General features: G+C 55.1%; 10 protein-coding genes. 6 read left to right on the forward strand and 4 right to left on the reverse strand.

Annotated features, from left to right (window positions below; genetic code table 11):
• Window positions 1–3: 3 nt before the first annotated feature.
• On the reverse strand, window positions 4–873 hold the full coding sequence (locus tag HB631_RS08735) for an AraC family transcriptional regulator (protein WP_255556909.1): 870 nt from the start codon (window positions 871–873) through the stop codon (window positions 4–6).
• A 319-nt stretch (window positions 874–1,192) separates the two neighbouring features.
• Here HB631_RS08735 and dkgA point away from each other — a divergent pair, with 319 nt between their 5' ends.
• Window positions 1,193–2,023 carry a 2,5-didehydrogluconate reductase DkgA gene (dkgA, locus tag HB631_RS08740; RefSeq protein ID WP_213990761.1) on the forward strand — a complete coding sequence of 277 codons (831 nt, stop codon included), beginning with the start codon at window positions 1,193–1,195 and terminating at the stop codon, window positions 2,021–2,023.
• A 183-nt stretch (window positions 2,024–2,206) separates the two neighbouring features.
• On the opposite strand, the gene ftsP is transcribed toward dkgA, so the two are convergent.
• From ftsP to parC, 3 genes are all read right to left on the reverse strand, one after another.
• Entirely contained in the window at window positions 2,207–3,622 is a 1,416-nt protein-coding gene (gene ftsP, locus HB631_RS08745; RefSeq protein ID WP_213990762.1) for a cell division protein FtsP, read from the reverse strand.
• A gap of 96 nt (window positions 3,623–3,718) precedes the next feature.
• Window positions 3,719–4,453: a 1-acylglycerol-3-phosphate O-acyltransferase gene (locus HB631_RS08750; protein ID WP_213990763.1), complete on the reverse strand. Its 735-nt coding sequence runs from the start codon at window positions 4,451–4,453 to the stop codon at window positions 3,719–3,721.
• Between the two features lie 175 nt (window positions 4,454–4,628).
• Complete coding sequence (parC, locus tag HB631_RS08755) at window positions 4,629–6,917, reverse strand: DNA topoisomerase IV subunit A (RefSeq protein ID WP_213990764.1); 2,289 nt, start codon at window positions 6,915–6,917, stop codon at window positions 4,629–4,631.
• A 261-nt stretch (window positions 6,918–7,178) separates the two neighbouring features.
• Here parC and HB631_RS08760 point away from each other — a divergent pair, with 261 nt between their 5' ends.
• The 5 genes from HB631_RS08760 (at window position 7,179) to glpT (ending at window position 13,306) form a co-directional block, all read left to right on the forward strand.
• Window positions 7,179–7,490 carry a putative quinol monooxygenase gene (locus HB631_RS08760; RefSeq protein ID WP_132923461.1) on the forward strand — a complete coding sequence of 104 codons (312 nt, stop codon included), beginning with the start codon at window positions 7,179–7,181 and terminating at the stop codon, window positions 7,488–7,490.
• Between the two features lie 558 nt (window positions 7,491–8,048).
• Window positions 8,049–8,894 (forward strand): hypothetical protein, encoded by an 846-nt coding sequence (locus HB631_RS08765; RefSeq protein ID WP_213990765.1) that lies wholly within the window; start codon window positions 8,049–8,051, stop codon window positions 8,892–8,894.
• A 163-nt stretch (window positions 8,895–9,057) separates the two neighbouring features.
• Window positions 9,058–10,566: a sugar ABC transporter ATP-binding protein gene (locus HB631_RS08770; RefSeq protein ID WP_213990766.1), complete on the forward strand. Its 1,509-nt coding sequence runs from the start codon at window positions 9,058–9,060 to the stop codon at window positions 10,564–10,566.
• Window positions 10,563–11,561, forward strand: coding sequence for an ABC transporter permease (locus HB631_RS08775; protein WP_213990767.1), 999 nt, complete (start codon window positions 10,563–10,565; stop codon window positions 11,559–11,561). Before HB631_RS08770 ends, HB631_RS08775 begins: the two co-directional genes overlap by 4 nt.
• Window positions 11,562–11,950: 389 nt before the next feature.
• The gene (gene glpT / locus HB631_RS08780; RefSeq protein WP_213990768.1) at window positions 11,951–13,306 is read left to right on the forward strand and encodes a glycerol-3-phosphate transporter; all 1,356 of its coding nucleotides are present in this window, start codon (window positions 11,951–11,953) and stop codon (window positions 13,304–13,306) included.
• Window positions 13,307–13,434: the final 128 nt, after the last annotated feature.

The following is a 13,434-nucleotide window of genomic DNA, read 5'->3' on the forward strand; positions in this document are numbered from 1 at the left end:
TGATTAAATTTGCAGGGAGGGATTGGGACCGGGAGTCCGGATCCGCGCCACGTCGTCCCGGGGCGAAACGCCGAAGTAGCGTTTAAATTCCCGGCTGAACTGAGACGGGCTCTCATACCCCACCCGCATGGCGGCGGTGCCGGCATTCAAACCGTCGTGGAGCATCAGTACCCGCGCCTTATGCAGCCGATAGGTTTTGAGATACTGCAGCGGCGAGGTGCTGGTCACCGCCTTGAAATTATGATGGAACGCCGACAGGCTCATGTTGACATCGGCGGCCAGCTGTTCAATGGTCAGGTTATCGGCGAATTGTCTTTCGATTTTTTTGAGTATCTTGGCAATCTGATTAAAATGCGTTTGCCGATTCGCCAGCGCAAACAGCGCATCGCCGCAGATGTCCTGCAACAGGTAATAGATAATTTCCCGCACGATATTCGGACCCAGCACCCGGGCGTCCATCGGCTTATCCATAATATCCAGCAGGCGCTCCGCCGCGCAGAATAACTCCTCGGTCAATGGCGCCGCATTGATGCCGCTGGAGCGGTGGGTTACCGGCCGAAATTGCGCGTCATCCCCCATATCGATAATCAAATCCTGTAGCATCAGGGTATCCACCCCAATCGCCAACCCCACCAGGGGTTCCTCAGCCGAGGCGAATGTTTCGCACTCAAACGGCAGCGGCACGCTCAGCAATAAATACTTGCTGGCGTTATAATCGAAAATCTTGTTGCCGAGATAGCCGGTTTTACGCCCCTGGAACAGAATGACGATACCCGGCTCGTACATCACCGGCGTCCTGGCACAATAGGCATCGGCAAACAGCAGCCTGACATGGGGTATGGCGACCCGGTTCTTTTGCTGCAGTAATTCCATGGCGCGTATCGATAACCGGGTACAAATGGAGTGGTTCTCTGTCATCGTACGAATTCTCTCTATTGAATGATCCAGCACTTATTTTGCCATTTATAGCAATTTTTCTATAACCTTTAGGATAAATAGGCAAATAGCACGCAGGAATATGCATTGAATCACGACGCAGGGTTAACCACAATAGATGTTAATCACATCGGACGTTAATCAAATAGAAAGCAGGGACTTCTACCCCCTCTCACGGCTTCTACTAGACTAGTGGATACAGATTACCTTCCTGCCGGCCCCTTACCCGCCGGCAACCGGACATAAAGGAGATACCATGTCAACGCAACCTATCGTCACTTTTCATGATGGACGGACCATGCCGCAGTTTGGATTAGGCGTCTGGCAGGCCAGCAATGAAGAGGCCTCGTCATCGGTTCATGAAGCATTAAGACTCGGTTACCGCTCCATTGATACCGCGGCCATTTATCGTAATGAAGTGGGCGTTGGCCAAGGGCTGAAAGCCGCGGCGCTGCCTCGTGAAGAGCTGTTTATCACCACTAAGCTTTGGAATGCGGACCAAACCGTCGCGCCTAAAGCTTTGGAAGAGAGCCTGAAAAAATTACAGCTAGAGTATGTGGATCTCTATTTGATGCACTGGCCGGTGCCGTCGCAGGATACCTATGTCCGGGCCTGGCGGGATATGGTGAAGCTAAAGGAGGAAGGGCTGGCCAAGAGTATCGGGGTGTGTAACTTCCATGCTCCCCACCTGCAACGGCTGTTTGATGAAACCGGTGTGGTACCTGTTATCAATCAAATAGAACTCCATCCGCTGCTGCAACAGCGCGAACTGAGCAAATTCAACGCCGCGCATAATATTATTACCGAAGCCTGGAGTCCGCTGGCCCAAGGCGGCAAAGGGGTATTTGATCAGGCGATTATTCGCCAACTGGCGGAAAAGTACGGTAAGACCCCGGCGCAAATCGTCATCCGCTGGCATTTGGATTCCCATCGGGTGGTGATTCCGAAATCCGTCACGCCTTCGCGCATCAAAGAAAACGCCGAGGTGTTTGATTTCAAGCTGGAACAAAGCGAACTGGACGCCATCGACCGGTTGGATAGCGGCAAGCGCCTTGGGCCGAACCCGGATACCTTTGTAAAACCCTAACAGCATGCTGAATTTCCAAGGAGCAAGGTCGGGACAGGATGCAAGATCGTAAACACGCCGTAAACCCTTCCCTGGGGACTCGATCCGCGCCATCCCTGGCGCGGACGGATTACTCTTCCCGCACCCTGTCCCACCCTTATAGGCTCCGAGTAGTCTGTGCATGCCCAGCCACGGCGTTTGTTTTTATGAGGCAGTTTGCACTGTAAATTGGCCGGCGCAGCCGCGATCAGCCATTTCCAGGATCTGGTTATAATACATAAAGGGAAAATGATCCGAGGAGATCTGGGGATACCACACCATCAGTTCTATTTCCGTTTCCACCCAGACCGTATCTTTCCAGCCCTGGTCTTCCGGCAGCGGCGGATTACCGTTAACGCGTTTAATTAGAAACGCCACGCCCTGGATATGAAAGGGTTGGGGCGTATCGGCATAAATGATCCAACGTTCAAAACTGCCCTGCAACGCATGGAAATCCGTGCGGTTCATATCCCACAGGGCGCCGTTGATTCCCGGCAGGCTTCCCCCCAGGCGAAACTCGCGTGTCCGGCTGATATTGCCGTCGACAAACTGATCCGGCAATAACCGCATGGGCAGATTATCCGTCACCAGCGGCAGCAAGCCGGTTGGCTTTAAGGTCAATACCACAGCGGATATCAGGATGGTGGAAGGCTCGAAAAACCCTCTCACCCTGTCCATCAGTCCCGCCGAGGCGCCGACGGTAAGGGATACTTCTTCCCCCTTGGACATATCAATCAGGATTTCACGGCGTTCGCCCGGCACCAACAACAATTGGGTCACCGCAACCGGCGCCGGTAAAAATCCCTGGTCACCGGACACCACCTGCATTGAGCGGCCGTCGCTGAGCTGCAGTCGGTAATTGCGGGCATTGGAGGCATTAAGCAACCGCAGCCGCACCCAGCCGCGGGAAACTTCGACAAACGGGCTCTGCACGCCGTTGGTCAATAAGGTATCGCCGAGAAAACCGCCGCTGGACGGCGGGTCATATACCGGCGCGCCGAAATTATCCAGACGTTTATCCTGGATAATGACCGGAAAATCATCCACCCCGTAATGATTGGGCAGCGGCAGCGCCTTGCTCACCTCGTCTTCCACCAGCCACAGGCCGGCCAGGCCGTTATAAACGTGCGCCGCCATGCGGTTAGGGGTATTGGCATGATACCAGCAGGTCGCCGCCGGTTGGCGAATAGGCAATACCGGGGACCAGTCGACATTGGGAGACATCATGCGAGGCGCTCCGCCCATTAGCGAGCCGGGTACCTGCAAGCCGCTGACGGTCATGGCCACCGGCTCGTTGAGGCGGTTGTTATAGATAAGTTTGACGTCGTCGCCGTTATACACTCGCACCGTGGGGCCAAGATAACCGCCGTTGATGCCCCAGGTTGCGGTCCTCCGTCCCGGGATAAATTCCCAATGCGCCTGCTGCAGGGTCAAAAACAGCGGCTGGCCTCGACGTGACTCCAGCAACGGCGGCACGGGTAAGGCGGCCGGTTGTCCGGATGCCCCTGCCCTCAGCGGTATGGCGCCGGAACAAAGCGCGATGCCCGAAGCCTGAATGAACTGACGTCGACTGAGTGACATATCTACTCCACAAAAACCCAACTACCCTTGGCAAATTTATCCCGGTCGTCATTGACCATGGGGATAATCCATCCCTTACAGCGTACTTTTACCCGCCTATTTTGCCCGCGCTTCGCGTTCCGCCACTTCCGCATCCAGTTCCGCCAGTTTGGCCGCCATGATGTTGCGGCAATCCTCCGTCAGCACCCGTACCTTATCGCGGCTATAAGCAGCGGTATCCACCGGCGGCAATACTTCAATTATCACCAGCCCGTTCGACCAACGGTTAAGACTGATTTTGTTGGAGGTATTCGACACGCAAATCGGCACAATCGGCACCCCGGCGGCGATGGCGGCATGGAAAGCGCCGGTCTTGAACGGCAGTAACCCGCGGCCCCGGCTGCGGGTCCCTTCCGGAAACATCCAGATGGAGATGTTTTTCTTTTTGATCTGGCGGACAACTTCGTTGATCGTGCCGTGTGCCTTGGAACGGTTTTCACGGTCTATCAACAAGTTACCCGCAATCCAATACAGCTGGCCGAATAAAGGGATCCACAGCAGGCTTTTTTTCCCCACCGTGACGGTTCTCGGCTGCACGGCGCTCGCGGCGGTCACCATATCATAATTATTTTGATGATTAGCAATATAAATGCAGTTTTGCCGGGTCAGCCTGGATGAGGGATAACGTATCTCGACTTTCAGCCCCAACAGCGGCGCCAGGCGTCCAAACATATGACCGAAGGTGGCGACATGGCGAGGATTTCTCGGACTGAAAAGACAATAAATCAACCCAAATACGCAGATACAAATAGACAGCAACACCACCAGAATAGTGCGAATAATCGCTAACATATTAACCTCTTAACCACCAGCCAACGCCAGTATACCGGCTTGATGACAAATTACACGGTTATTACCGGCTCGGATCCGGCCGGCCAGGCCGGACCCACGGTTTTTATTTTTATCCCCGTCATAGGGTATATGCAGTGCGACATGCCCGGCCGCGTCACGGACGGGCATGTCATTCTTAACGTTCCGGCGCGTCCCCCGCCGGCAGGGTCGAGGCAGCCAGCGGATCATCAAGCTCGATGCGATCGATACGCTGCAGGCCGCGGGGCAACAGAGTGCCCTTACGGCCGCGTTCGGCCCGGTATTTCTGTAAATCCTCGGGACGCAAGGTGAGCTTGCGTTTACCCACATAGAAGGTCACCGACGCCTTGGTTGACAGCAACAAAAGCCAGGTCATGCGATCTTTTCCCGCCGCCGCATCCGCCGCCGCAATGGAAATGATTTTATTCCCTTTGCCTTTCGAGAGCTGCGGCAAATCTCCCACCGGGAATAACAGCAGCCGGCCGGCCTCGGTTATCACCAGCAGCAGGGAATCGGCGTCATCGTTAACCCACAGCGGCGCCATGACTTTGGCATTTTCCGGCAGGGCCAGCATGGTTTTGCCGGCCCGGTTGCGGGCCACCAGATCTTCGAAAGTACACAGGAATCCATAGCCCGCATCCGATGCCAGCAGCAGCTTCTGCTCGCCGGCGGCGGTGAGCATCCGATCCACGGTGGCGCCCGGCGGCAGGGTGAGTTTGCCGGTTAACGGCTCGCCCTGTCCCCTGGCGGACGGCATGGTGGAAGGATCAAGCGCATAGCTGCGGCCGGTTGAATCAATAAAGACCACCGGCTGGTTGCTGATACCCCGCACGGCGGAGAGGAACGTGTCGCCGGACTTGTAGTTCAACGAACCCGGATCGATATCATGGCCTTTGGCGCTGCGCACCCACCCCATGGTGGACAGGACAATAGTCACCGGCTCGGAGGGGATCAGTTCATGCTCGCTCAGGGCCTTGGCCTCATCGCGCGCCACCAGCGGCGAACGGCGGGGGTCGCCATAGGCGGCGACATCAGCCTCGATTTCCTTTTTCAGCAGATTGCTGAGCTTGCGTTCAGAAGCCAGAATACCCTGGAGTTTTTCACGCTCTTTCTCCAATTCCGCCTGTTCGCCGCGGATTTTCATCTCTTCCAGCTTGGCCAAATGACGCAGTTTCAACTCCAGTATGGCATCGCCCTGGGTGTCGCTCAGCGCGAAGCGCTGCATTAATACCTGCTTTGGCTCATCCTCGGTACGGATGATGTGAATGACTTCATCAAGGTTGAGATAGGCCACCAGCAGCCCTTCAAGGATATGCAGGCGGCGCAGCACTTTTTCCAGCCGGAAGTTCAGGCGGCGGCGGACCGTATCGCGACGGTAAACCAGCCATTCAGTGAGGATTTCCAATAGGTTCTTCACTGCCGGACGGGCATCCAGGCCTATCATATTCATGTTGATACGATAGCTGCGTTCCAAATCGGTGGTGGCGAACAGGTGGTTCATTACCTGTTCCAAATCGATTCGATTTGAACGGGGCACCACCACCAGGCGGGTGGGATTTTCATGATCCGATTCATCCCGCAGGTCTTCCACCATCGGCAGTTTTTTCGCCCGCATCTGCCCGGCGATTTGCTCCAGTACCTTCGCCCCAGACACCTGGTGTGGCAACGCGGTGATCACCGCATCGCCATCCTCGATATGCCATAAAGCGCGCATGCGCACCGATCCGCGTCCGCTTTGGTAGATCTTAAGGATTTCATCACGGGGGGTAATGATTTCCGCGTCGGTGGGGAAATCCGGGCCCTTCACATGATTGAGCAGTTCTTCCAGGGTGGCGTCGGGATTATTCAGCAGCGCGATGATGGCGCCGCCCACCTCGGCGATGTTGTGAGGCGGAATATCGGTGGCCATGCCGACGGCAATGCCGGTGGTGCCGTTCAACAGGATGTTGGGCAACCGCGCCGGCAGCGTTTTCGGCTCCTGCAGCGTCCCGTCGAAGTTAGGGGCGTAATCCACCGTCCCCTGCCCCAGTTCGCTCAGCAGCAGTTCCGCGTACTTGGAAAGACGGGACTCGGTATAACGCATGGCGGCAAAGGATTTTGGATCGTCCGGCGCGCCCCAGTTTCCCTGGCCGTCCACCAGCGTATAGCGGTAAGAAAAGGGCTGGGCCATCAGCACCATGGCTTCGTAGCAGGCGCTGTCGCCGTGGGGATGGTATTTACCCAATACGTCGCCGACGGTGCGGGCGGATTTTTTGTATTTCGCGTTGGCGTTCAGCCCCAGCTCCGACATTGCATAGACAATGCGCCGCTGTACCGGCTTCAGCCCGTCGCCGATAAAGGGTAAGGCGCGGTCCATGATGACGTACATGGAATAGTTAAGGTACGCATTTTCGGTGAATTTATGCAGCGCCAGGCGTTCCGCGCCGTCATGAGCCAAATCACTCATTGATTGTTCTTCCTCTTACCGCGGTGTGTTCGTGGGCAGATTGTCACACCCTAGGGTATGTTGGTTTCAAGCCAATGATAGTACCTTATCCGGCCTATGGCTGTCACAGGGGTTAATTGCCGTGCCGCCGGCCTTCATATGCAATCATGTCGGAAAGCAACCCCAAATCGAGCAAGACATTATAAAATATCGCGAGCATCTAAGCCGCGTCTTTGGTTAACTAGTGGGCGCCCCCATTTTTATCCAAAGACAGAGGAAGTAATGATCACGGTAATTGCAGAAATCAAGGTGAAACCGGGACGAAGAGAAGCGGTTTTGGCTGCCATCCAGGCACTGCGGCCCAACGTGTTGGCCGAAGATGGCTGCGGTGAATATACTTTGCTGACAGACTACAAAGCGCAAGTGCCGTGGCGCAAAACCGCCCCTGACTCCATCTTCATGCTGGAGCAGTGGAAAAGCATACGTCATCTTGAACAGCATCAACAGGCGCCGCACATGGATGCGCATCGCGCCCACATCAGGAACGACGTTATGGATGTCACTTTTCATATCCTGGAGAAGCGTACCGATTGATTAACGCATGAACCCATAGGCGTTTGCCATACCTAACACTTCCGGCAATCACCCGCACTTTTCCAGGTGATTGCCGGATTATCCCGGGGCAAATAAGATCACATTCATTGATGTGATCATGTTCCAAGAGCAACATCAAAGGCTTTCAATTATATTGAGCTATTTCCAGAATATAGAAAACTATTCTTCATTGACTTATATCATTAACCCTCGCGCGGAATATCAAGAGGATATATCTTGCCAAAAATATTAAAAATATAATTATTTCCTGTGCAAATAGCTTTGATCTACCGTCCATCGCAAGCATTTACTGGCTATTTAAAAAATTTAGCGCTTCGATAATTTACATCATGCCGGCCTCATTGTATTGTTGTGTAGCTGACGCCATGACAGGTTCTCTGTTATTAAGCATTTCAAATTATTGGCATGGATTCATTTCAATAGATACCGTCAGCTTATTGTATAATTCCACCGATGTTGATAATGCAGGTAACGATTAAGATGAAGAGATCCCTAATTTCCAAAAAATAGAAAACAATGATTAAGGATCCCATGCCCATGAATATCGCACGACTCATGACCTGTTATTACACCGAACCTGCGGAAAATAACGAGCGTTTGGGATTACTCAACAGCCCTAAAGCCGACGCATGGCGTAGTTGGGAAAAACAGGCGGCTCATGGCAGCGGTGAATTACGGCAAATAGCCGTCAGTTTGGTGGAGGAGTGCTGGGATAATGACGATAAACATTTATCCCTGGCCTCTCTTAAACTCACCAGTCTTCCCCCCTATTTACCTGATGTTCTGGAAACACTGGATATCCACGATAATAATCTGAAATCGCTGCCCAACGATTTGCCTCCGCTCCTGACAATACTGGACATCCACGACAATAATCTGGAATCACTGCCCAACGATTTGCCGTCACGCTTGCGAAAGCTCGATGTCTGCCATAACCGGCTAAAAAAAATACCGGCGTGGAAGCTTACCGAACTGCGGGAATTGAACGCCGCCGACAATCAATTACACCGGCTGACAAAGCACCTACCCGACTCACTGCGCATCCTCAACGTGCAAAATAATCGTCTAAAGTGCTTACCGAATAATCCGCCGTCTTCATTATGCACGCTTCGCATCAATAACAATTTGCTGAATGAATTGCCGGCGACGTGGGCTTCCCTGCGCGCCGACGTCCTCTCTCCCGTGGCATCCCCGGCGGTGTCCGCCGCACACCGGCATGAACCCGGTGAACATAGCGGGAAAACCGCTGCTTCCTCATCAGCGGTTTCCCCGGATGCGGCTTCGGACAATTCGCGGCGGAAACGCTCCCGCCGCGGCTGGTCGCTGACCTTAGGCGCCGGATGTGCTCCCGATTATTTCAGAATATTTTACAGAAAAATTTAACCTCCCCCGAATCATCGGCGACGTTTTTTTTCCAGGACGGCGATGTCGCTGTTTTATCACTTAGCTTATGCTTTTTACGTCATTGCTAAAGCCGGCGCCATGATGAAATATTCACGATGTCCACTACCCCGCGAATCCTGTTTGAAAGAGAGCTCTTGCGCCAATGGCTACACTACCCCCCCGTCTTGAAATGCGCCGGATATCCATCTCGTTTGCCGGTTTTCAGGCGCTGAAAGACGTTGATTTCGCGCTGGAAGGCGGTTCTATCCATGCATTGGTGGGCGCCAACGGCGCCGGCAAATCCACCCTGATGGCCATTTTGTCCGGCACCTATGGACACTATCAGGGCGACATCATGATTGACGGCGAGCCGGTGGCGATCCGCTCCCCCCGCCAGGCGAAAATGCTGGGTATTCATTTGGTACAGCAGGAGGTGGACGTGGCGCTGGTGCCTACCCTCACCGTGGGGGAAAACATTATGCTGGATCACCTGGCGGATAGGGGGCATATCCTGCGCTGGCCTGCGCTGTATCGGCAGGCGGAAACGTTGCTGGCGCAGTTGCGGGTACGGCTGGACGTCCGCCGGCATATCCAGCGCTGTACGTTGGCGGAAAAACAGCAAATCCTGTTGGCGCGCGCGTTGTCCCATCACTGCCGGTTTTTGATTCTCGATGAACCCACCGCGCCGCTGGACCGGGAAGAGTCCGCGCGCTTGTTTGACGTAACGCGCCGGTTGCGCGACGAAGGTATCGGCGTGGTATTCATTTCCCACCGCATCCATGAGCTGGCTGCCACCTGCGATCGGCTGACGGTGATGCGGGAAGGAAGGCGCGTGAGCGAAGGGGCCATGAAGGGTTTAAACAGCGGCCACATCATCGAGAAAATGCTGGGTCATCCGCTGGCGGCCATCTTTCCGCCGCCCCGCCCGCCCGCTGGCCGGGAAATCCTGCTGCAGGTGGCGGGACTACATGATGCCGCCTTGCTAAAAGATGTCGCCCTCACCTTGCACCAGGGGGAGATCCTGGGTATCGCGGGCCTGGCGGGCGCGGGTAAAAGCGAACTCTGCAAAGCCCTGTTCGGCGCCGCCCCGTCGCGCATCGGCAAGGGCATACTGGCGGGAAAGCCGTGGCGCCCCGGCGCGCCCTATGAACAGGTGAAACTGGGGATGGCGCTGGTGCCCGAGGAGCGCCGGAAAGAAGGCATTTTTATCGATGAAGCCATCCCGATGAACCTGTGCGTCAGCGCCGACGATACGTTTTCCCATTGGGGCTGGTTTAACCGGCGCAGGGCGCGAGATTGGGCGCAACAGGTGGTGTCACGCCTCGGTGTGCGCAGCGCCGGACTGCAGCAGAAACTGTCGCGTCTTTCCGGCGGCAACCAGCAAAAAGTAGCGGTAGGCAAATGGCTACGGGGCCAGGCAAGGATATTCATTTTTGACGAACCCACCAAAGGAGTGGATATCAAAGCCAAACAAGACCTGTTTGCACTGATAAATACCCTCGCGCTGCAAGGGAAAGGCATTATCTATGCCTCGGGGGAGTTTTCCGAGCTGTTGGGCCTGTGCGATCGGATATGTGTCATGTGGGACGGGCGGATCGTCGCGGAGGTAGATGCCCACACCGCCGATGAGGAGACGCTGTTATTGTATGCCACCGGAGGAGCGCCCGCGTGAGTAAAGATCTTTACCTTAAAACCGCCGTGCTGCCCTGGCGCCACCGCCTGTTTGATTTCCTCTACCGCTGGGGCATGCCCCTTACCGTGGTGGCGCTGGTGGCCCTGTTCGGCCTGGCCTCCGATAATTTCCTCGATGCGAACAACATTATTAATATCCTGCGCTCCATCGCCATCGTTACGGTGATTGCAATCGGCGTTTCCCTTTCCCTTGCGGTGGGCGGCTTTGATCTGTCGGTGGGGTCCACCGCGTCGCTGGCCAATGCGCTGGTGATTTCACTCTTTGTCTGGTACGGCTTCGGCACCGTCCAGGCCATCCTGTTAACGCTGCTGCTTTGCACTTTGGTGGGCCTGTTCAATGCCTTTCTGATCGTTGTGTTGAAAATCCCGGACATGCTGGCAACCCTGGCGTCGTTATTCGTGGTGCAGGGGGTGGCGATGACCTACAGTTTTGGCGGTTCCATTACCCAAAATATGGTATTGCCCGACGGCGATATGGCACAAGGCAATATCCCCGCCGTTTTCGCCACCTTGGGTCAGGTGCCGACCATCGTGGTGATTATGCTGGCGGTGACGGTGGTGGTGCAGCTTTACCTGTCCCTGACTAAACATGGCCGCCGGATGTATGCCATCGGCGGCAACCCCGAGGCGGCGAGACTGGCGGGGATCCGCACCGCTCGCTACCGTATGCTGGCCTATGTCTTCTCTTCCCTGCTGGCGGGACTGGGGGGCATTTTACTGGCGTCGCGCATCGGTTCTTCACAGGTAAACGCCGGTGGCGGTTATCTGATGGATGCGGTGGCGGCAGCCTATATCGGCTTTTCCCTGGCCGGTTCCGGCAAACCCAACGCGTTGGGCACGCTGGTGGGCGCGGTAATCCTGGGCGTCTTGCAAAACGGTTTGGTGATGTTGTCGGTGCCCTATTACGCCATGGACATTATCAAAGGTTCGGTGCTGGCCGCCGCGCTGGCTGTGACCTATATCCAGCGGCGCTGACCGACGCCGATAGCCGTCATACTTCAAGCTGCAGGCGCGTTGGCTTTACTCGCTCACCCTAGTCACTTACTACAGTAAGCTCCTAGGGATTGATGAACCTCATCCCTGAGGTTCACCCTGCGGGCCAGCGCAAGCGCTGTTCAAATCTGTTCCAAACAGATTTGTCGCTGCGTTGCCGCCTTCCTGCAACTTGAATTATTTAGGCTATATTTCCCTATCTTTTATAGAGTTGTTGTCAGATTAGGGCAAATTCCTGTCATATATTGAATTCAGCCCCCTTTTGACATCACAGAAGAGGGGTCTTCCCGCGACATGACTTATTTCAACGTTCATACTCCTGCCGACTGGAACCCGCGGGTAGCCCATACTACGACCATACCGGAGATAAGATGTTAAGTTTGTTCAAACCCGCCGCCCACCGGCCAAGGGTATCGGATCAGATAATAGATCCTCTTTATCGCCGTTTGCGCCGGCAATTGTTTATCGGCATTTTTTTTGGCTATGCCGCATATTATCTGGTGCGTAAAAATTTTACCCTGGCGATGCCCCACTTGGTGGAACAAGGATTTTCCAAAGGGGATCTTGGCATGGCCCTGTCCGGCGTTTCCCTGGCTTACGGTATTTCCAAATTTGTTATGGGATCGGTTTCCGATCGATCCAATGCCCGCCTGTTTTTACCCACCGGCCTGTTTCTCGCCGGGGCGGTGATGCTGTTCATGGGCCTGGTGCCCTGGGCGACCTCCAGTATCGCCATCATGTATGTTCTGCTGTTCATTTGCGGCTGGTTTCAGGGCATGGGCTGGCCCGCCTGCGGCAGGGTGATGGTGCATTGGTGGTCCCATAAGGAGCGGGGGCCGGTTGTCTCGGTATGGAACTGCGCCCACAATGTCGGCGGCGGCATCCCGCCATTATTGGCCATGCTGGGCATGGCCTGGATTGGTGATTGGCACAGCAAACTTTATCTGCCGGCGCTGGCGGCCATGGCCATGTCGCTGGTGGCATGGCTGATGGTGCGCGATACCCCTCAATCCTGCGGGCTGCCGCCTGTGGAAGAGTACAAAAATGATTTTCCCGACGGCTACCAGGGTCAAAACACCGAGCGGGAGCTCACCACCCGGGAGATTCTGGTGAAATACGTCTTGCCCAATAAGCTGTTGTGGTATATCGCGCTGGCGAACGTCTTTATCTACTTGCTGCGCTACGGCATCCTCGACTGGTCCCCCACCTATCTGAAAGAAGTGAAACACTTCACCCTGGAAAAGTCGTCCTGGACCTATTTTCTCTATGAATACGCCGGCATTCCCGGTACGTTGCTGTGCGGCTGGATGTCCGATAAGGTCTTTAAAAGAAACCGCGGCGCCACCGGTGTATTTTTCATGGTACTGGTGACCCTCGCCACGGTGGTGTACTGGATGAATCCGCCAGGCAACCCCGGTGTGGACATGCTGTGCATGCTGGTGATCGGTTTCCTGATTTACGGCCCGGTCATGCTGATTGGCCTGCATGCATTGGAACTGGCGCCGAAAAAAGCCGCCGGTACCGCCGCCGGTTTTACCGGCCTGTTCGGTTATCTGGGCGGTTCGATGGCCGCCAGCGCCATTATCGGCTATACCGTGGATTCCTTTGGCTGGGACGGCGGTTTCATTATCATGGTAGGCGGCTGTATTCTTGCGATACTGCTATTGTGTTTGACCATGTTCAGCGAAAAAAGCCCGTGCGAATTTTCCACCACGGCGGCGGAATAGCGCGCCACACCCCGACGGCCATGGCGTAAAACCATGGCCGCGTTATCCAGACAGTCCCTTGCTCCCCGTCTTCCGATTCCATGCCATCCTCTTTCCGGATTTCCTACCTCCTTTTTCTATGTGCATAA

Source organism: Sodalis sp. dw_96, from assembly GCF_018449575.1.
Classification (GTDB): domain Bacteria; phylum Pseudomonadota; class Gammaproteobacteria; order Enterobacterales; family Enterobacteriaceae; genus Acerihabitans.

Bases quoted from the DNA above. Each gene is read 5' to 3' on its own strand.
- HB631_RS08735 (WP_255556909.1), bottom strand. From the start codon at position 873: ATGGAATTACTGCAGCAAAAGAACCGGGTCGCCATACCCCATGTCAGG.
- glpT (WP_213990768.1), top strand. From the start codon at position 11,951: ATGTTAAGTTTGTTCAAACCCGCCGCCCACCGGCCAAGGGTATCGGAT.
- parC (WP_213990764.1), bottom strand. From the start codon at position 6,917: ATGAGTGATTTGGCTCATGACGGCGCGGAACGCCTGGCGCTGCATAAA.
- dkgA (WP_213990761.1), top strand. From the start codon at position 1,193: ATGTCAACGCAACCTATCGTCACTTTTCATGATGGACGGACCATGCCG.
- ftsP (WP_213990762.1), bottom strand. From the start codon at position 3,622: ATGTCACTCAGTCGACGTCAGTTCATTCAGGCTTCGGGCATCGCGCTT.
- HB631_RS08750 (WP_213990763.1), bottom strand. From the start codon at position 4,453: ATGTTAGCGATTATTCGCACTATTCTGGTGGTGTTGCTGTCTATTTGT.
- HB631_RS08765 (WP_213990765.1), top strand. From the start codon at position 8,049: ATGAATATCGCACGACTCATGACCTGTTATTACACCGAACCTGCGGAA.
- HB631_RS08760 (WP_132923461.1), top strand. From the start codon at position 7,179: ATGATCACGGTAATTGCAGAAATCAAGGTGAAACCGGGACGAAGAGAA.
- HB631_RS08770 (WP_213990766.1), top strand. From the start codon at position 9,058: ATGGCTACACTACCCCCCCGTCTTGAAATGCGCCGGATATCCATCTCG.